The following is an 18,294-nucleotide window of genomic DNA, read 5'->3' as shown; positions in this document are numbered from 1 at the left end:
TCGCGGCTGACCGCGGAGGCGGAGGAGGTGGACGACACATGACGGCGACTGAGACGTCGGCGAGCGTTCCCAGGGGACGGGACGTCGACGTGGCACCGGGACGGCTCTTCATCGGCGGCGAATGGGTCGAGGCGGCGGACGGCGCCACGCGCGAGATCCTCGATCCCGCGACCGGCGCGACCATCACCACGGTCGCCCACGCGGGCCCGGAGGACGCCGCCCGTGCCGCCGCGGCGGCACGCACCGCCTTCGACGACGGCGGATGGGCGAGCCTCCATCCCCGGGAACGCGGGCGGATCCTGCTGCGGGCGTCGGAGATCCTCTGCGCCCGCGCGGCGGAGTTCGCCGAGCTGGAGTCCCTGGACGTCGGCAAGCCTGTCATGTTCACCCGGACGGTCGACATCCCCACGGTGGTCGAGACCTTCGAGTACTACGGCAACCTCGCCGCCGGTCTGGAGGGCGCCGCCCGGCCCACGACCGCGCCGGCGCTGGCCTACACGCGCCGGGAGCCGATCGGCGTGGTCGCGGCGATCACCCCGTTCAACTTCCCGTTCATCCTGTCCTCGACGAAGATCGCCCCCGCCCTGGCCGCCGGCAACACGATCGTGCACAAGCCCGCCGAGGAGACCCCGCTGACCGCGCTGCGGCTGGCCGAGGTGCTGCGCGACGCGGGCGTGCCCGACGGGGTCTACAACGTGGTCACCGGCGACGCCGTCGCCGGGCAGGCGCTGGTGACCGACCCCCGGGTGGACAAGATCGCGTTCACCGGCTCCACCGGCGTGGGCCGGCTGGTCGCCCAGGCGGCCGCCCAGAACCTCAAGAAGGTCACCGTCGAGCTGGGCGGCAAGGGCGCCAACATCATCTTCGCGGACGCCGACCTGGAGGCCGCGATCAACACCGCGGTCTCCGCGTTCGTGTTCAACACCGGGCAGTTCTGCATGTCCGGCAGCCGCCTGCTGGTGGAACGGCCCGTCTACGAGGATGTGGTCGGGGCGCTCGGCCAGGCGTGCGCCCACATCCCCGTCGGCGACCCCTTCGCGGAGGGCACAGTGGTCGGGCCGATGGCCGGTCCCAAGCACCTGGCCAAGGTCCGGTCCTATCTGGACCGCGCCCAGGCCGAGGGCGTGCGCGTCCTCGGGGGAGGGACGGTGCCGGCCGGCTCGGGCGGCTTCTTCGTCGCCCCGGCGGTGCTGGCCGGCGTGGAGCAGTCCTCGCCGTACGTCCAGGAGGAGATCTTCGGGCCGGTGCTGACGGTGCAGCCGTTCGACACCGAGGAGGAGGCCGTCCGGCTCGCCAACGACACCCCCTTCGGCCTGGCCGCAGGCCTGCAGACCCGCGACATCGGCCGGGCCCACCGGGTCGCGGCGGCGCTGCGGGCGGGGATCGTCTGGGTGAACGCGTGGGCCGTCCTGGACGTCGCGATGCCGTTCGGCGGCTACAAGCAGTCGGGCTACGGCAGGGAGAACGGACCCGAGGGGCTTGAGGAGTACTTGCAGACCAAGTCCGTCGTGGTCTCGCTCGCATGACGCTTGTCAGGAAGGGAACGACATGATCACCACCACGGCCGCGATCGTCGAGGAGCCGGGGGCGCCGTTCACGGTGCACGAGGTGTCCGTTGAGGATCCGCGCGCAGGCGAGGTCCTGGTTCGCATGGTCGCCGCCGGGCTCTGCCACACCGATCTCACCGTACGGGCGGGCGGCATCCCGTTCCGGTTGCCCGGCATCCTCGGGCACGAGGGCGCGGGCGTCGTCGAGCAGGTCGGCACGGGCGTCACCAAGGTCAAGCCGGGTGACAAGGTGCTGCTGAGCTTCACCTCGTGCGGGCACTGCGTGGCCTGCCGTGACGGGCATCCCGCGTACTGCGACACCTGGCTGCCGAGCAATCTGATCAGCGGCGCCCGCGACGACGGAAGTCCCACGGTGTACCGCGGCAGGGACCCCCTCGGCGGGCACTTCTTCGGGCAGTCCTCGTTCGCGCGGCACGCCCTCGCCGACGAGCGCAGCGTCGTGCGCGTGGACCATGACGCCCCGCTGGAGGTCCTCGCACCGCTCGGCTGCGGCGTCCAGACCGGCTTCGGCACGGTATGGAACATCCTCGACCCCGCGCCGGGCTCGACACTGGCGGTGTTCGGCGCCGGCGCGGTCGGCCTCGCTGCGATCATGGCGGCGGCCCAGTTGCCGCTCAAGGCCATTTTCGCGATCGACCGCGTGCCCGACCGGCTGGACCTGGCCACCGAACTGGGCGCCACCCACACCCTCGACGTGGGCTGGGTGGACACGGCCAAGACGCTGATGGAGCTCACCGGCGGACGCGGCGTCGACTACACGGTCGACACCACCGGCAACCCGGGCGTGCTGCGCACCGCCGTGGACACCCTCGCCGCCCGCGGCACCTGCGCGATCGTCGGTGCCCCGCCCGGGGGCACCGAGGTGTCCCTGGACGTCCAGGGCATGCTCACCGGCAAGAAGGTCGTCGGCGTGACGCTTGGCGACGGCGAGCCCGAGACCCTGCTGCCGCAGCTGGTCGACCTGCACCGGCGGGGCCGGCTGCCGCTGGAGAAGCTCGTCCGGTACTACCCGCTGGAGGCCCTGGACCAGGCCGCCCAGGACATGCACCAGGGCACGACGATCAAGCCCGTGGTGCGGTTCTAGGGCGACCCGCTCCGGCGCGCTCGGCGCCGCCTCCGCGGCCCCCGGAGGCCCGCCGAGCGTTGGGGGGAGATGACGCCCCGGCCCTGAGTTCCCCAGGGCCGGGGCGTCGTCATGCCCGCGAGTTGGTCACCGGTCAGGAGATCTTGGAGAGATCGACGAGTAGGTACGAAGTGCCGCGGGCGTAGTAGTGGAGACGGCCACCGTCGAGGAGAGGGGCGCCGTCACCCCTGCGCAGGCTGAAGGTGCCGCCCTTGCCGGTCTCCAAGTCGATCAGAGTCTGCTGGGACGTCTCGCTCATGCTTGGGCCGTCACCATGCATGGTGACGAATCGGTCGAGGGCCGGGCCCCAGGCGGTTCCGTTGAAAATGTGGCCGGAGGAGGGCCGGACGATGCGGCGGCCGTCACGTGAGCTGGCCCGGCGTTCGTCGACGCACCAGGTGACGGCGCAGGTCCAGCGCCTCTTGACCTCGGGGGTGAACGAGCGGCGTTCGCCGGTGACGAGGTTGCGAATGTCCTTGTAGGCCACCTGGAGGGGGGCGTCCGCAGCCATGGCGCTGCCGCCGTCGTCATAGGCGGGACCGCCCGCCCACGGCCATGACATCAGCCTCATGCGATCGGTGCCGGGAAGCTTTTGCGCGGCACCTCCGGCGAGGGCGGCGCGGAAGACCCCGCCCGTGGTGAGGCTCCAGTAGGCGGAATCCCCGGTGAGGGTCAGGCTGGAGACGTCCGCCGCAGGGAAGACCGGGCCGGTGTACAGCTTGGCCGCCGGGCCGCCGGACACGGGAGCCGTCCAGATCTCCGTGCTGTTCTTGGATTTGCTCAGCCAGCCGACGCGCCCGGACCCGACCGTGAAGTCGTGCGTCGCGGTGACCTTGGGGGACTGGACGGGAAAGGCGAGCTTGACGGTGCGGTGGGTCGTCAGGTCATAGGTGAACAGGGCCGATGCGACACTGCTGGAACGCCAGGTGGCGATCACCAGCGTCGTGTCGTTGACATAGTCCACCGGGGTGAAGCGGGTGCCGTCGGGGAGCTTGGCGGGGATCTGCTGGACCGCGCCGGGCCACTGCTTCTCGATCGGCTTGGACTTGGGTGTGACGACGGCGGGGTTGATCAGGGACGGGTCTCGGTCCTCCCGGGCGAGCCCCTGGATGCCGAAGGTCAGGGCTGCGACGGCCAGCGCAACGGAGGTGGCGGCGCTCGTCACCCGGGTGACCCGGCGGCGGCGATGCTTGACGGCCACCTGGCGCGACAGGTCGGCCGGGGGACGCGGGGCCCGCTCGGCGTGGCGAGCGAGGCTCGAGGCGAGGGCTTCTTCGAGGTTCACGTCGTTCATCGCTCGCTCCGTTCGAGAACGTCGGCGGGATCCCAGGCGGCGCGGAGTTTCTCAAGGCCGCGAGAGGCCTGGGAGCGGACCGTTACGCGGGAAATGCCGAGATATGAGGCGATCTCCTCGTCGGGGAGGGACTCGTAGTACCGCAGGACGAGCACGGCCCGCTGCCTGCGGGGCAGCGTGCCGAGGGCCTGCCAGAGGGCGTCGTCCAGCGGAGCCGGATCTTCGTAGGAACGTTCCGGGACGGCCTCGGTCAGCGTCTCGCGGCGGCGCCTGCGCCACATCGAGATGTGCAGGCGGGCCATCGTGGTCCGCACATAGCCCTCAGGATTGGTCTGGTTCTTCACCCGCGGCCAGGCGCCGCGGAGCTTGATCAGCGCGTCCTGGACCAGGTCTGCGGCGTCGTGCGGGTTACCGGTGAGCACATAGCCATAGCGCAGAAGTGCCTGCGCGCGGCCGGCCACGAAATTCTCATAGGCCTCGTCCACGTTGGCATCTCTCCCTTCACGACCTGGACGCCGTCAGGGGTGGAACTGTTGCACGGCGACGCAGATGCGCGGTCGGAAGGCTGCGCTGGGCAAACGGGCGTGACAAGCTCGATCGCGAGGGATCAGGCGTCCTTCAGGTGGAACTTCATGCCCATGTGGGAGGGGCGGAAGCCGATCTTCTGGTAGAAGCGGATCGAGTCGGGGCGCTGGCGGTCGGTGGTGAGCTGCACCACCCGGCAGCCGCGGGCCCGGGCCTGGTCGATGGCCCAGCCGATCATGGCCTGGCCGACGCCGTGGCCGCGCTGTTCGGAGGCTACGCGGACGCCTTCGATCTGGGCGCGTTCGCCGCCGGTGTAGGTGAGGCCGGGAATGTAGGTCAGCTGCAGCGTTCCGGCGATGGCGTCGCCGATGACGGCGACGATCAGGGTGTTGTTGGGATCGTGCTCGATCGCGTCGAAGGCCTTCCAGTACGCGTCGGGGAGATCGCCGGGAGTCTCGCGGGTGGCGCCCAGCGGGTCGTCGGCGAGCAGGCGCACGATCTCGGGGACATCGTCCCTGGTCGCGGCGCGGAAGGTGACTTCACGGTGCACGGCACCAGGCTATCCGGACGTTGTGTAGCAAAAGTCACCTTGGCTTGTAGTACTACGGGTTGTAGTACTACGTTGAGTGGACAACCACCCCGACTCTCCGCGAGGCGTGTCATGAAAGCCACCAACGAGGACCACTGGACGGACCGCGCCATCTGCCGTGGTGCCGACCCGGACCTCTTCTTCCCCATCGGCTACTCGGCCGAGGTGCTCCAGGAGCAGCAGCGCCAGGCCAAGGAGATCTGCGGCAACTGCCCGGTGACCGCCGACTGCCTGTCCTGGGCGCTGAAGGTCGGCGAGCCGGACGGGATCTGGGGCGGGACGACTCCCGAGGAGCGCCGGCACCTGCGCCGCCGGGCCGACGCCCCGGCGCGGCACCGCCTGCCCGTGATCTCCGTACGCGACGACGTCGAAGAGCACGAGCAGGCGGCCTGAGCTACTCGGCTTGGTCTACCACGGAACCGCCATCACGTTCACGTGGTCGTTGGCCGGGTCGTAGTAGGACATCAGAAGATTGCTCGAGGTGCTGAGTGCCGGGTGTCCGAAGTACGCCCGGCACAGGTCGAGGCCTTGCTGGTCGCCGCACGGCGCCGTGCCGGTACGGGTGACGCTCCAGCCGCCGGTGAGCGAGTTCGAGCGCCAGATCCGGAAGTTCCCGCCGATGTCGATCTGCTCGACGATCACGAAGCCCTTGCCGAGGGCGCCGAAGTCCTCGGCGTGCACCGCCAGGGGCTTGGCGCCGGGGAGGATCGAGGTCGCGGCGTTGTGGTCGGCGGACCACGCGGACCCCGTCCAGTAGCGGTAGTTGGACCCCGTTCCCCACGAGGAGGCGGTCGCGCTCACGCGGGCGAGGGTGACACGGCCGCTCCCGCAGGCGCCGAAGGCCTGCGAGTCGCAGATGTAGCCGAAGAGGTAGAGGTAGCCGCCGGAGAAGATCGGCGAGCCGAGGATCTTCTGGAACGGCAGCTGCGAGGTGGACGAGAAGACCTGCTTCTGGCCGCTCAGGGTGTTGGTCGACGGGTTGTACTCGACCAGGCCGAAACGCTCGGTGGTGATCCCGCCGCCGTGGACGCAGACGTCGGCGTAGGGGAGGAGCACCTTGGCGCTGCCGGACGGCTGCTGCGCCACACCCGACGCCCATGACGCCGGATAGGACGAGCCCGGCACCTGGCAGTTGGCTCCGTTCGGCAGCACGAGCCCGGACGGCACGGGCAGCAGGCCGGAGGGCGGACGGTTGCTCGGCGCGTTGATGGGTGCGGTCGGGGTCGGGATCTCGGTCAGCGTGGTGGGGACCTGTCCCGGGGTGTACGAGCCGATGGCCGCCGTGACGCCCAGCCAGAAGCCCGAGGACGTTCCGCTCCATGCCGAGTCGCAGAAGATCCACAGAGCCTGGTTCGTCGTGTTGGGCGCCTTGGTGCTGTAGCCGCAGTCGCGGCTGACGACATTGCCCGCGGCGGCGGTCTCGTAGCGGGACAGGACCTTGGACGGTGGTGGTGCGTCGGCGGCAAGGACCGCTGTCGGCGCCAGCGCGAGGATCGCGGCACCGGCCGTGAACGCGAGTCTGCGGAGGACAGGGGGACGGAGCTTCACGCGGCCTCCCAATGTGGAAGTGAGCTCGCCCACACGGTAAGGCTTAACGATCTTGAAAAGGAGACCAAAAGGATGGCCGGTTCAGGGCACGAGCGCCATCTTGCCGACGACCCTGCGACTGAGTATGTCGTCCAGCACCTGCCCCGCCGCCTCCAGCGGTTCGGTGCGCGGCGGCACCGGATCGAGCCGCCCGTCCCGCACGTATCCGAGCAGCTCCTCCAGCAGCGCGCGCTGCTCCAGCGGCTTGGTCATCGACCACGCACCCCAGTCGACGCCGACCACCGCCCGGTTGCGCAGCAATACCTGGTTGAGCGGCAGCGACGGGATGGTGCCCGACGCGAAGCCGATGACCAGATAGCGGCCGTTCTCCCTGAGCGCTCGCAGCGCCGTACCCGCCAGCGCGCCGCCGATCGGGTCGTACACGAGGTCGACCCCGCCCTCCGACCAGGCCCGCGCGGTGGACTTGAGACCCTCCGTGGACGTGTCGACCACAGCGTCGGCTCCCGCCGCAAGGGCTGCGTCGCGTTTGCTCTCGGTCGAGGCCCCAGCCAGCACTTTCGATCCGAGCGCCTTCGCTACCTGGACCGCCGCCAACCCAACGCCTCCTCCGGCGCCGAGCACGAGGACGTTCTCGCCTGGTTTCAGGCATCCTCGCTCGCGAAGGGCAAAGAGCGCCGTGCAGTGGCTTTGGGTGAACGTGGCGGCCCGTGCGGCATCGAGCTCGTCCGGGATCGGCACCGTCGCGGCCGCGGGCACCACGACGTGACTCGCGAAACCGCCGAGACCGCAGCCGGCCAGCACGCGCGTCCCGACTGCGGGCTCGGTGACGTCCACCCCGACGGCGGCCACCGTGCCCGCCACCTCCGACCCCGGCACGAAAGGAAGGGACGGCTTGATCTGGTACCTGCCCTGGACGAAGAGCCCGTCCACGTAGTTGACCCCGGCCGCCTCGACCGCGATGACGACCTGCCCTGGCCCCGCTTCGAGAGGCTTGGTCTCGGATACGGCCACCGAGCCCAGCTCTTCACACACCACAGCGCGCATTGGCCCAATATGGCCGAAACCGAATGCCGTCGCTACGTCCAACGGGTATGAAGAAGAACGTCCGGGGCACCAACCGGGGCGGTCGAACGTTCAACTGTTGACGGCAGGGTCACGATCACGGGCGGAACACATGAGTTATCCGGCGGTCCCCCAACGTAATCGCTCCGAAGGCCTGGCGACCCATGGCGCCCGGGCCGTCTCCGCACTCGCACTGGTCGGCGCCATGACCGCGGTCATGTGGGTCCTCGAGATCGCCGACTACACGACGAACGGCGCGCTGGACACCTACGGCATCCAGCCCCACGACGTGGACGACCTCCCCGACATTTTCACCGCCCCGTTCATGCACGGCGGGTTCGAGCACCTGGTCGGCAACACCGTCCCGTTCGTCATCCTGGGCTTCCTCGCCGCCGCCCGCGGCATCGGCAAGTTCCTGGCCGCCAACCTGATCATCATCGTCGCCGGCGGTCTCGGCGTCTGGTTCACCAGCTCCGCCAACACCCTCGGCTCCAGCATCCTGATCTTCGGCTACTTCGGCTACCTGCTGGGTCGCGGCCTCTTCGAACGCCGGCTCCTCGACATCGCCATCGCGATCGGGGTCGTCCTGCTCTACGGCGGCATCATCGTCGGAGTCCTGCCCAGCGATCCCGGCATCTCGTGGCAGGGCCATCTCTTCGGCCTGATCGGCGGCGTCCTGGCCTCGTGGACCCTCCGCCGCCGATCCTCTGACCGCCAGGCCAGCTGACTGACCGCCAGGTCAGCTGGGGCGGATGGTGATGTCGGACACCACGGCGTCGCGCGGCATTTCCACGGCGGCGAGCACTCCGCGTGCGACCGACGTCGGGTCGGCGAAGTCTGAGGCGTTGTAGGGCTGGCCTTCCTGGGCGCGGACCTTCTGCTGCATCCCGGTGGCGGTACGGCCCGGGTAGACCGTGGTGACCTGCAGCGCCGTCTCCTCGGCACGCAACGAGTCCGCGAGGGCCCGGAGCCCGAACTTGCTCGCCGCGTACGCGGACCAGTTCGGGTTGGCCTGGAGCCCGGCGGTGGAGTTGACGAAGACGACGTGCCCCTTCGCGGCGCGCAGCGCGGGGAGCAGGATGCGGGTCAGCTCGGCGGCCGAGACCAGATTGACCATGAGCTGGTCGATCCAGTGGTCGGCGTCCTGCTCCGCCACCGGCCCGAGATCCACGACTCCGGCGCTGTGGATGACGCCGTCGAGCCGGTCGGGCATGGAGGTCTCGGCCAGGGCGGCCTCCAAGCGGCGTGGCTCGCCCAGGTCGAGGGCGATCGTCTGGATCGTGGCGCGTTCGGGCGTCGAGGTGCGGACCGCGCCCGGCGCGCCGTCGCGGTCCCGGATGATCACTTGCGTGTGCGCGTGCGCGCCGCTGCCCAGCGCCTTGGTGAGCGTGCCGAGACGTTCGGGGGAGCGGCCGGTCAGGATCAGGTCGTGGCCCCGGTCGCGGAGCAGCTCCGCGACCGCCTTGCCGATGCCGCCGGTCGCGCCGGTGATCATATAGGTGCCCATGGGGCCCCATTCTCGCGGATCCAGGTGATTCGGTGGTCAGTTCGGGCGCAGAACGCGGGTCACCCCGGCGATCAGCGCGGTGGCCAGCACCCAGCCGACCGCGATCAGGGCATAGGCCACCCAGCGGGACCAGCCGACCGGGTCGAACGTCTGCTGCTGGCCGAACGTGTCGATCGGGATCAGCAGGTCCAGGGTGTAGACGAACGCGTGGAACGCGGGCTGCTCGGCGGGCTGCTTGATCCCCCGGGGATGCTGGATCGAGAAGACCGTCGTGCCGGCCGCCACCAGGGTGCCGAACCAGGCGAACGCCAGCCATGGGCGGTAGCCGTAGCCCACGGTCCAGTCGAGGAGGACGTTCCACGCCTTGCCGATCGGGTTGAGGGCGCGGCGGCGGGCACGCAGCTTGGCCAGCTGGATGCGGCGGGCGAGGTTGTCGTGGCCTATGGCGTGATACCAGGCGGCGAGCTGCTCGTACGGCTGCAGGTGGAACTGGTTGTCCCGATCCACCCAGTTGAGGCGGTCCTTGAACTCGCCGCCCTGGAGCGTGTCGTAGACCAGGCCGTTCAGCCAGACCTTCTCGGGATAGATGTCCGGCGAGTCCATCAGAACGCCGACGCGGGAGTCCGAAAGATTCACCGTTCCCTTGATGCGCTCCTCCGGCCAGAGGATGAACTCATCGACGTGCATATGGCTGGCGTGCACTGCCATGCGCGCGGGATCGCCCGAATCGAGGAACGCGCGGGAGAACGAGAGGGTGCCGTTCACCCGCAGGCCGCGCAAGCGCATCGTGCCCTCAGCGCGGAACCCGCGGCTGAACTCGGCGGCGTCGTCGACGATCATGTTCTGGCCGTCGAGGGCGAGGCGGCCCGGATTGCGCAGGACGGCGCCCTCCATGAACAGGCCGCCGCTCATCCGCGCGCCGACGAGCCGGATCCCGCCGGTGATCTCGGCGTCCCGGGCGAAGAAGCCGACGTCGACCACCAGCCCGCCGCTGAACAGCGCCCACTTCGCCGGATCGGTCTCGGTGATCTTGGTGTGGTTCATCCGGAAGCCGCCGGTCAGCTGGGCGCGCGGCAACCTGACCTGACCCTCGACCACCGACCGGGACAGGCTGAGGTAGCCGTCGGCGTGCAGCCCGCCGCCGTCGAAGCCCGGCATCCGGCAGTCCGAGAACCGCAGCTGGCGGGTGGTGCAGTTGGCGAACTTCGGCGCGTCCAGCAGCCGGCAGTACTCCAGCCGCAGTTCGTGCTCCACCGTCCCGCCGGTCACGTCGATCCGGCCCATGATGTACGCGCCGCGCAGGCGGACCGCCGACACGAATCCCTCACGCGTCTCGCACGCGCCCAGCAGCAGCTGTGTGATGATCTCGGCGCGCACGATGCGGTCGGGGTCGGGCCCGGCGGGGAGATCGTCGCCGAGGACGACCTCGGCTCCCGTCGGGAAGGCACGCCAGATCCGGCGTTCGGTCGCGCTCAATCCGGGGGGTTCGGCCACGGACTCACTTTCTATGGTGGATCCCCTTCGCGATCAAGTGCGTGGGTCACCTGCGCGGTGCGATCGGCGATCTAGAAGAACCCCCGCCGGCGGCCGGCCTGCTGCAGGAAGCCGTCGAGCTGCTGCTCCCAGTTGGTGTGCTCCACGGTGGCGTAGTCCACGGTGAACCGGGCGAACGCGTCGTGGCCCTCGGAGACGAAGCCGCCGCGCTTGTCGAGCTCCAGCACGACCTCCATCGAGGTGGGGTAGGAGACGAACGTCACCTCGAGCTGCTTGATGCCGCGCGCGTACTGCTGCGGCGGGTAGAACTCGACCTCCTGGTAGAACGGCAGCTCCTGGTGCACGCCCCAGATGCGGCCCTTCTCGCAGTCGGCGTTGCGGAACTGGAAGCCGAGGTTGGCGAACGCGCTCAGGATGCGCTCCTGCGCGGGCAGCGGGTGCACCGCGATCGGGTCCAGGTCGGTCGCGTCGACCGCCCGCGCCACTTCGAGCTCGGTGGCGAGGCCGACGGTGGTGCCGTGCAGCGCGCGCCCGTAGAAGTGCGTGAGCGGCGCCTCCCACGGGATGGGGAACTGGAACGGGACGGTGTGCCGGGCGCCGTCGTCCAGCCGGAAGCTGCCGGCGATCGGCAGCTTGGCGTACTCCAGGTTGGAGGTGTACTCGTTGTCGCCGGACTCGACCTCGACGCGGGTCTTCAGCGCCAGGTTGACCGCGATGATGTCGGAGTCGTGCTTGCCGCCGAGGATGGTGACCTCTCCGGTGATGGTGCCACCCGGCGTGGTGTTGGGGTTGTGCAGGACGGTCTCGACCTCGGGACCGCCGACGCCTGCCGCCTGCAAGAGCTTCTTGAAGACCATGTGGGTTCCCCTCCCGTGACGGGCGCGATGACGGGTGTGATCACGCCCTCGTCCACTAGACGCCCGTACGGGAGGTTACGTTCCCGCAGGTGCGCGGCGCATGAGGATCGCCCTGCCCACGCCGGTCCGGTAACGGCCAGGAGCCGGTCCGGTAGCGGCCAGATGGGCAGGGCGCGGTCCTCGGCAAGCCGGCCTCAGGCTCGGCCCAGGGCTCGGTACTCCCAGCCTGCTTCCCGCCACTGCGTCGCGTCCAGCGCGTGCCGGCCGTCCACGATGCGCTTGTGCTTGACGACCATGGCCAGGGCGTCCGGGGCGACCTCGCGGAAGTCGGCCCATTCGGTCAGGAGCACGACGACGTCGGCGTCCTCGGCGACGTCGAGCGCGCTCTCCCCGTACCGCAGCTCGGGGAAGGCACGGCGGGCGTTGTCGAGCGCGGCCGGGTCGTAGACGCGGACCCGCCCGCCCAGCCCGTGCATTGTGCGTGCCACGTCCAGCGCGGGCGCGTCGCGGATGTCGTCGGAGTTCGGTTTGAACGCGGCGCCCCAGCAGGCGATCCGGGCGCCGGAGATCTTCCCGCCGAGCAGCTCGCGGACCAGGTCGACCGTGCGGGCCCGGCGCCGCCGGTTGATGTCGTCGACCTCGCGCAGGAACGCGACGGCCTGGCCCACGCCGAGCTCCTCGGCGCGGTGGGCGAACGCCCGGATGTCCTTGGGCAGGCAGCCGCCGCCGAAGCCCAGGCCGGGCTTGAGGAACTTGCCGCCGATGCGGTCGTCCAGCGCGAGCGAGTCGGCCAGGTCCTTGATGTCGGCGCCGACCGCCTCGCACACCTCCGCCATCGCGTTGATGTAGGAGATCTTGGTGGCGAGGAACGAGTTGGCCGCCACCTTGACCAGCTCCGCGGTGGCCAGGTCGGTCCGCACGACCGGGGTGCCCAGGTCCAGGATCGGCTGGAACGCGGCGTACAGCTGTTCCTCCGCCCACGCCGAGGCGACGCCGAAGACCAGCCGGTCGGGCCGCATCGTGTCGTCGACGGCGAAGCCCTCGCGCAGGAACTCGGGATTCCAGGCGAGCTCCGCATCCGTCCCGGCGGGAGCCAGCTCCTGCAGGACGCCGGTCAGCCGCGTGGCCGTGCCGACTGGGACGGTGGACTTGCCGACGACGAGGGTGCGCCGGTTCAGATGCGGTGCCAGGGACCGGACCGCGGCGTCCACGTACGTGAGGTCGGCGGCGTCCGAGCCGGGCTGCTGCGGGGTGCCCACGCACAGGAAGTGCACGTCGCCGAACTCGCCGGCCTCGGCGAACGAGGTGGTGAACCGCAGCCGTCCCGATTCGAGGGCCTTGGCCAGCAGTTCGGGCAGGCCCGGCTCGAAGAACGGGACCTCACCGGAGGCGAGTCTGGCGATCTTCCGTTCGTCCACGTCCACGCCGAGGACGTCGTAGCCGAGCACGGCCATGCAGATCGCATGGGTCGCGCCGAGATAGCCGGTGCCGATCACGGTGAGGCGCGGCAGCCCGGCCGCGGGCCGCGGGGTTTCGTTCATGAGCACGTGTCCTTCTTGGTCAGCCGGCCACCCTTGACCTCGTTGTCACAGGCGATCCTGTTGCCGCCGGCGGTGTCGTTGATGCCGACGCCCCTGCCGCCGGCGAGATCGATCGAGTTGTTGCGAAACGTGTTGCCGGTGCCCCAGCCGTCGACGATCTCGTGGGTCTGGAAGCCGTCCATCGGGGTGCCGACGCCCTTGTTGCCCTCGATGACGTAGCCGTTGCCCTTGACGTCGATCCACGAGTCGTTGTGCTTGCTGCCGCCGGTCTTCGAGCCGTCGAAGACATTGCCGATGATGCGGCCGCCGGTGGTGCCCTCCTTGATGTCGATCGCCTCGGCGGTCGCCCGGATCACGTTGCCGCGCACCACGTTGCGGTCGCTCTTGTCGACCTTGCCGCCGGAGAACTGCTCCCAGTTGGACTCGGCGGTGCCCAGGTAGACGCCCTCGCCGAACTTCTCGCGGCGCAGGCCGGTGTTGTAGATCTTGTTGTACTGGACCGTGTTGCCGGTCGAGAAGTTGCGCAGATGGATCGCCTCGTCCCCGATCTCGTGCACGGTCAGCCCCTGGATGATCGACCCGTTGCTGGTGTCGGCCATCACACCCTTCTGGCTGTTGCGCACGGTGAACCCGACCAGCCGCCAGTGGTTTGCCTGATTGAGGTGGAACGCGTAACCCTTCTTGACCCCGCCGCCGTCGAGCACCGCGCCCTGGTCGCCGCACAGGAAGATGGGTTTGGCTGCGGTCCCGGAGGCCTGAGCCACGAACTTGCCCTCGTAGGTGCCCACGTTCATCTTGATGACGTCGCCTGGCTGCGCGGAGCCCAGTGCCTGATGCAACTCTTTGGCGTCGCCGACGGTCTTGGTGGGGCTGGGGCAGGCGACCTTCCCCGGACCGCTGGGCACCGAAAGGGTGAATGGTTCACCGGAGGGCGCGCCGCCCCCTCCGTCACCGTCATCCCCTCCTCCGCGCTCGGTGATCTCGGGTGCCGCCCCTGGTGCGCCGCCCGTGCCGGTCTTCTCGTTGCCCGCGGTGGTGCCGGGCTTCTCGCCGTCGTCGTCCAGGCCGGCCACGAAGAGCGCGAGAACGGCCATGAGCGCCGCGCCGACCGCCAGCCCGACGATGAACTTCAGATCGAGCTTGGACTTCATCCCTGGTTCACTCCTGTGCGTTCCAGCCGGCGTACGGGGCGTTCCTCGAGCTTCGCCTGTTGCGCGTACGGGTGGACGCCCCGGCGGCCGATGCGGAGCCCGGTGGTGGTCCGCGACCGGTACATCGAGATGCCCACGAGCATGAAGACGCTGAACCAGATGACGTTCATGGGCTTGAACACGCGCTTCACCCACGTCCAGAAGCCGGCGGTCTTATGCCACCCGGCGACGTTGTTGTTGACGCTGGTGTAGCGGCCCTTAGCCAGGTCCACGTCCATCACGCTCAGGCCCGAACCGCTCAGCGTATTGCCGGCGATCCGCGTGCCGGCGACGTTGCCCTTGAGCGTGAGCCCATGCCGGTGCGCCGACTGCACGGTGTTTCCGCTGACGGTGGTGGCGGCGTCCCGCAGGTACAGGGCGGTCTGGGCGCCCGTGATGATGTTGCCGGAGACCGAGCCGCCGTTGACGCCGTCGCGCAGCACGATGCCCTGCCGCCGCGGCCGGTCCACCTGGTTGCCGACGAGTTGGACCCGGACGGCGCGGTCCCAGACCACGATGCCCATGTCGCCGCCGCTGATCCGGCTGTTCTGGACCTGCACGGTGTCGCCGCCGAGGATCTCCACCCCGTTCCGCCGGTTGTTCTTGATCGTCGCGCCGCTCACCACGTTGTGGCCGAACGCCGTGATCGTCTCCCCGGAGGCGGAGGGGCCGTCCGCTAGCGGCTGGCCGTTGAGCGTGAACCCGTTGCCGCCGTTGCCGTCGGAGGTGCAGTCGGTGACGCGCACGCCCTCGGTGCCGCGCGAGAGCACGAAGCCGTCGCCGCGGCTGCGTGTGACCGTGGTGTTCTCGATGACCGCGTTCTTGGCGAACCGGTGCAGCAGCACGCCGTGCACGAGACTGCCGGTGATCGAGACGTTGGTGATCTGCGCCTGGTTGGAGGCGGTGACGAAGATCCCGTACGCGTTGCCCGAGACCGTGGTGTGGTCGATCGTGCCCGTGACGAGGTTGGCCGCTGGCACGTAGAAGCCGGCGGGGCGCGCCTTGTCCACGCCCGCCGGGGTGACCTCGATCTCCTCGCGGCCGCCCGTGGTGGTGTCGTTCTCCCCGTTCGGCAGCCGGATGCCGCTGCGGACGCCGCCCGTGCCCGGCAGTTGCTCGGCGGCCGTGTCGGGCCGGTCGGAACCGGTCAGCGCGATGCCGCCGGTCCGCCCGCTCCAGAAGCCGAGGTCGGAGATCCGCGCGTACGTCATGGTGAACTCGCCGCCGATGGCGCGCACGTACGCGCGCCCGTCGGCGACCTGGGTGTCGGGCTTGCGGGTCTCGCTGTTCCAGCTGGTGAAGCGCACCGGGTTCTGCGCCGATCCGTTGATCCGGACGCTCCCGCCCGCGCTGACGATCGAGACGAACGAGCCCGGGACGCTGCGCATCCGGATGGTCAGAGGCCCCGAGGCGCTCTGCAGGATCAGCTTGCCCCCACCCGCCAGGAAGATGTTGACCCCCAGCAGGTAGGAGCCGTCGCTCTGGCGCTGGAAGTCTGGCCCTGCCAGTCGCGCCAGCTCCTGGACGTAGTAGGGCTGGCGACGCTGAGGCAGCACAAGCGTCCGTCCATTGGCGGAACTGAGGATCCTCGGCTGGCGGGCCTGGGCAGCCTGGGAGCCGCCAGCCGCCAAGTCAGAGTCCTGCTTGGCGCGTACCTGCATGACCCGCAGGTCCTCAGCGTCGACGAGCGTGGCCTGCTGGCGCGCCGCCTCGGGATCCACGTCGTTGACCGCGGGCAGGCCGGGCGTACGATCGGCGACGTACTGCGCGTAGGTGTACGTCCCGCCGCCCGCGAGACCGAGAACGAGCACGGTCGTCAGGACCTTGCCCTTGCGCGGCTTCCGGGGTGGCGCCTCGTCCAGCGACGGTGCCGGCGGTGCTTTGGGGCGAGCCGGATCCCCCGAGTGCTCTTCCATTCAAGCCCCTTCTCCTTCGGGGCGGGGGGCTGTCTGCTTCGTCGATGCACGGACCAGATCAGATCCGCTCAAGCCGAGCATTTCGGGCAGGTGGTGATGGGAGCCGGGCAGCGGAGGGGAGCCGGGCAGCCGGTGGGAGACTGCCTGCGCCGCGGCCCTGGCGGCGGCCTCGACGCGGCGGGGCAACCTGACCGCCGGCCGCTCTTCCAGCGGGCGCTGGAGTTCGTACGGATGGACGCCGGTGCGTTGGATGCGCAGTCCTCCGTTGCCACGCGCCCGGAGCATCGAGAGGACCACGAGCGCGAAGATGGCGGACCAGATGAGGTTCATCGGCTTGGCGTAACGCTTGGCCTTGGTCCACACCGAGGCGGTGTCGTTCCACCCTTCGATGTTGTTGTCCGTGCGCTTCACCTTGCCGTGGGCAGGTGAGTCGCTCACGGCGCTGGTGCCGGAACCGCTGAGGGTGTTGTTGCGCACCTGCGAGCCCTTGGCGTCACCGACCAGCGTGATGCCGTGCGCGCTCGCGCCCTGCACCACGTTGCCCACGAGAGTTCCGCTGGCGTTGCGCAGGTAGATGCCGGTGCGGGCGCCGACCACGGTGTTGCCCGCCAGGCTGGCTTCGCGGACGCCGTCGCGCAGCGCGATGCTCTGCTCGCTCTGCCTGAGCAGCTGGTTGCCGGAGATCTGGGTGCCGAACGCGCCGTCCCGGACGACGATGCCCATCGCGCCACCGATGATCTTGCTGTTCTGCACGGCGAGCTTGTCGCCGCCCAGCAGCTCGACGCCGTAGCGCCCGTTGTCCTTGGCCAGGCTGTTGTTGACCGAGCTGTCGCCGAAGCGCTCCAGCGACTCCCCGGAGGCCGAGGGCCCCTCGGCGAGGGGCTGGCCGTTGACCGTGAAGCCATTGCCCTTGTTGCGTTCGGCGACACAGTCGTTGACCCGGATCTTCTCGGTGGCGCGCGACAACACGAAGCCGTCGCCGCCGCTGCCGGTCACCCTGGTGTCGCGGACGTTGGCGTTCTTGGTGAACCGGTGCAGGACCAGCCCGTCGACCAGGCTGTTCTGGATCTCGTTGTCGGTGATCTGCGTCTGGTTGGAGCCCGAGACGAAGAGCCCGAACGCGCCGCCGCTGATCGTGCTGTGGTCGATGGCCCCGGTGACCAGGTCGGCGGCCGGGAAGTGGGTGGCCGTGCCGCGGGGCTGCTCGGTCTCGAGATCGCCCGGTCCGCCGCCGCTCGCCGTGCCCTCCTTGTTCTTCTGCAGCCGGCGCTGCTTGGCCGCGTGCCGTTGCTCCTTGCTCAGCCGCTTGACGGCGCTGGCGGGCCGGTCGGTCCCCGTCAGGGCGATGCCTCCGGTACGGCCGGAGTAGAAGCCGAGGTGCGACACCGCGGCGTGCTTCATCTTGAAGTCGCCGCCGACCGCACGGATGTAGGCGCGCCCGTCGGACACCTCGGTGTCGGGCCGGCGGAGCCGCGGGTCCCAGCTGGTGATCTGGACCGGCTGCTGCGGAGTGCCCTCCACCTTGATGCTGCCGCCGAAGCTGATGATCGAGCTGAACGCCCCCGGCAGGCTGCCCATCCGGATGACGAGCGGCCCCGTGGGATCGCGGAGGGCCAGTTCGGCCCCGTCGGCGACGAAGACGTGCACGCCCAGCAGGTACGAGCCGTCGGACTGCTTCCGGAAGTACTTGCCGCCGTATTTCTCCAGATCGGCCACCGTGTAGGCCTTGCCGCTGATGGACGGCGGAAGGACCAGGGTCTTGCCGTGGGCGGAGCCGAACAGCTGCGGCCGCTTCCACTGCGCGGTCGCGTTGCCGCCGATCTGCAGGATCGCCGCGAGCACGGACCGCGTCTGCATGATCCGCTGGTCTTCCTGATCGACCAGCGCCGCCTGCTTCACGTAGTCGCTCCGCGGGGCGGCCTGCGGTGTGGTTTGCGCATTGGTTTGCGGGTCGGTTGTTGAGCCGGCCGAGGCAGAGCCTGCCAGGAGCCCGATGCCGAGAGCCGATGCCAGTCCCAGCGCCGCGCCCAGCCCCAGCGAGTGACGCGGCGAGTGGCTCAGCGAGTAGCGCGGCCCCACG

At 69.8% G+C, this 18,294-nt stretch carries 16 protein-coding genes; 4 read left to right on the top strand and 12 right to left on the bottom strand.

Annotated features, from left to right (window positions below; genetic code table 11):
- Window positions 1-38 precede the first annotated feature (38 nt).
- Both F8566_RS16635 and F8566_RS16630 read left to right on the top strand, forming a co-directional pair.
- Window positions 39-1,526 carry an aldehyde dehydrogenase family protein gene (locus F8566_RS16635; RefSeq protein ID WP_151561141.1) on the top strand — a complete coding sequence of 496 codons (1,488 nt, stop codon included), beginning with the start codon at window positions 39-41 and terminating at the stop codon, window positions 1,524-1,526.
- Between the two features lie 22 nt (window positions 1,527-1,548).
- Window positions 1,549-2,652, top strand: coding sequence for an NAD(P)-dependent alcohol dehydrogenase (locus F8566_RS16630; protein ID WP_151561140.1), 1,104 nt, complete (start codon window positions 1,549-1,551; stop codon window positions 2,650-2,652).
- Between the two features lie 133 nt (window positions 2,653-2,785).
- Here the strand turns inward: F8566_RS16630 and F8566_RS16625 are convergent, their stop codons facing one another.
- The 3 genes from F8566_RS16625 to F8566_RS16615 all read right to left on the bottom strand — a co-directional run bounded on the left by F8566_RS16625 (window position 2,786) and on the right by F8566_RS16615 (window position 5,060).
- Window positions 2,786-3,985 carry a hypothetical protein gene (locus F8566_RS16625; RefSeq protein ID WP_151561139.1) on the bottom strand — a complete coding sequence of 400 codons (1,200 nt, stop codon included), beginning with the start codon at window positions 3,983-3,985 and terminating at the stop codon, window positions 2,786-2,788.
- Window positions 3,982-4,470: a SigE family RNA polymerase sigma factor gene (locus F8566_RS16620; protein WP_151561138.1), complete on the bottom strand. Its 489-nt coding sequence runs from the start codon at window positions 4,468-4,470 to the stop codon at window positions 3,982-3,984. Before F8566_RS16620 ends, F8566_RS16625 begins: the two co-directional genes overlap by 4 nt.
- A 122-nt stretch (window positions 4,471-4,592) precedes the next feature.
- The gene (locus tag F8566_RS16615; protein WP_151561137.1) at window positions 4,593-5,060 is read right to left on the bottom strand and encodes a GNAT family N-acetyltransferase; all 468 of its coding nucleotides are present in this window, start codon (window positions 5,058-5,060) and stop codon (window positions 4,593-4,595) included.
- A gap of 111 nt (window positions 5,061-5,171) precedes the next feature.
- Between F8566_RS16615 and F8566_RS16610 the strand changes: the two genes are divergently transcribed.
- Window positions 5,172-5,492 carry a WhiB family transcriptional regulator gene (locus F8566_RS16610; RefSeq protein WP_151561136.1) on the top strand — a complete coding sequence of 107 codons (321 nt, stop codon included), beginning with the start codon at window positions 5,172-5,174 and terminating at the stop codon, window positions 5,490-5,492.
- A gap of 15 nt (window positions 5,493-5,507) precedes the next feature.
- Here the strand turns inward: F8566_RS16610 and F8566_RS16605 are convergent, their stop codons facing one another.
- Entirely contained in the window at window positions 5,508-6,647 is a 1,140-nt protein-coding gene (locus F8566_RS16605) for a hypothetical protein (protein WP_151561135.1), read from the bottom strand.
- Window positions 6,648-6,728: 81 nt separating this feature from the next.
- A complete protein-coding gene (locus tag F8566_RS16600; protein ID WP_151561134.1) occupies window positions 6,729-7,691 on the bottom strand; it encodes an NADPH:quinone oxidoreductase family protein in 963 nt (320 codons plus the stop codon).
- Between the two features lie 130 nt (window positions 7,692-7,821).
- Between F8566_RS16600 and F8566_RS16595 the strand changes: the two genes are divergently transcribed.
- The gene (locus tag F8566_RS16595) at window positions 7,822-8,436 is read left to right on the top strand and encodes a rhomboid family intramembrane serine protease (protein WP_151561133.1); all 615 of its coding nucleotides are present in this window, start codon (window positions 7,822-7,824) and stop codon (window positions 8,434-8,436) included.
- A gap of 12 nt (window positions 8,437-8,448) precedes the next feature.
- On the opposite strand, the gene F8566_RS16590 is transcribed toward F8566_RS16595, so the two are convergent.
- From F8566_RS16590 to F8566_RS16560, 7 genes are all read right to left on the bottom strand, one after another.
- On the bottom strand, window positions 8,449-9,216 hold the full coding sequence (locus F8566_RS16590) for an SDR family oxidoreductase (protein WP_151561132.1): 768 nt from the start codon (window positions 9,214-9,216) through the stop codon (window positions 8,449-8,451).
- A gap of 36 nt (window positions 9,217-9,252) precedes the next feature.
- Window positions 9,253-10,710, bottom strand: coding sequence for a hypothetical protein (locus tag F8566_RS16585; protein WP_151561131.1), 1,458 nt, complete (start codon window positions 10,708-10,710; stop codon window positions 9,253-9,255).
- Window positions 10,711-10,781: 71 nt separating this feature from the next.
- A complete protein-coding gene (locus F8566_RS16580; protein ID WP_151561130.1) occupies window positions 10,782-11,567 on the bottom strand; it encodes a sporulation protein in 786 nt (261 codons plus the stop codon).
- A gap of 194 nt (window positions 11,568-11,761) precedes the next feature.
- The gene (locus tag F8566_RS16575; protein ID WP_151561129.1) at window positions 11,762-13,108 is read right to left on the bottom strand and encodes a UDP-glucose dehydrogenase family protein; all 1,347 of its coding nucleotides are present in this window, start codon (window positions 13,106-13,108) and stop codon (window positions 11,762-11,764) included.
- Window positions 13,105-14,259 carry a right-handed parallel beta-helix repeat-containing protein gene (locus F8566_RS16570; RefSeq protein WP_151561128.1) on the bottom strand — a complete coding sequence of 385 codons (1,155 nt, stop codon included), beginning with the start codon at window positions 14,257-14,259 and terminating at the stop codon, window positions 13,105-13,107. The genes F8566_RS16575 and F8566_RS16570 overlap by 4 nt, the downstream gene beginning before the upstream one ends.
- Window positions 14,256-16,214 (bottom strand): right-handed parallel beta-helix repeat-containing protein, encoded by a 1,959-nt coding sequence (locus tag F8566_RS16565; RefSeq protein WP_151561127.1) that lies wholly within the window; start codon window positions 16,212-16,214, stop codon window positions 14,256-14,258. Before F8566_RS16565 ends, F8566_RS16570 begins: the two co-directional genes overlap by 4 nt.
- Window positions 16,215-18,293, bottom strand: coding sequence for a right-handed parallel beta-helix repeat-containing protein (locus F8566_RS16560; RefSeq protein ID WP_151561126.1), 2,079 nt, complete (start codon window positions 18,291-18,293; stop codon window positions 16,215-16,217).
- Between the last annotated feature and the right edge of the window lies 1 nt (window position 18,294).

This window comes from Actinomadura rudentiformis, from assembly GCF_008923185.1.
Taxonomy (GTDB): domain Bacteria; phylum Actinomycetota; class Actinomycetes; order Streptosporangiales; family Streptosporangiaceae; genus Spirillospora; species Spirillospora rudentiformis.
The sequence above is the reverse complement of the archived record's forward strand: the minus strand, read 5'-3'. Positions and strand labels throughout refer to the sequence as shown.

Coding starts and splice junctions, on each gene's coding strand:
- F8566_RS16625 (WP_151561139.1), bottom strand. CDS start 3,985: ATGAACGACGTGAACCTCGAAGAAGCCCTCGCCTCGAGCCTCGCTCGC.
- F8566_RS16570 (WP_151561128.1), bottom strand. CDS start 14,259: ATGAAGTCCAAGCTCGATCTGAAGTTCATCGTCGGGCTGGCGGTCGGC.
- F8566_RS16600 (WP_151561134.1), bottom strand. CDS start 7,691: ATGCGCGCTGTGGTGTGTGAAGAGCTGGGCTCGGTGGCCGTATCCGAG.
- F8566_RS16575 (WP_151561129.1), bottom strand. CDS start 13,108: ATGAACGAAACCCCGCGGCCCGCGGCCGGGCTGCCGCGCCTCACCGTG.
- F8566_RS16565 (WP_151561127.1), bottom strand. CDS start 16,214: ATGGAAGAGCACTCGGGGGATCCGGCTCGCCCCAAAGCACCGCCGGCA.
- F8566_RS16590 (WP_151561132.1), bottom strand. CDS start 9,216: ATGGGCACCTATATGATCACCGGCGCGACCGGCGGCATCGGCAAGGCG.
- F8566_RS16595 (WP_151561133.1), top strand. CDS start 7,822: ATGAGTTATCCGGCGGTCCCCCAACGTAATCGCTCCGAAGGCCTGGCG.
- F8566_RS16580 (WP_151561130.1), bottom strand. CDS start 11,567: ATGGTCTTCAAGAAGCTCTTGCAGGCGGCAGGCGTCGGCGGTCCCGAG.
- F8566_RS16630 (WP_151561140.1), top strand. CDS start 1,549: ATGATCACCACCACGGCCGCGATCGTCGAGGAGCCGGGGGCGCCGTTC.
- F8566_RS16635 (WP_151561141.1), top strand. CDS start 39: ATGACGGCGACTGAGACGTCGGCGAGCGTTCCCAGGGGACGGGACGTC.
- F8566_RS16610 (WP_151561136.1), top strand. CDS start 5,172: ATGAAAGCCACCAACGAGGACCACTGGACGGACCGCGCCATCTGCCGT.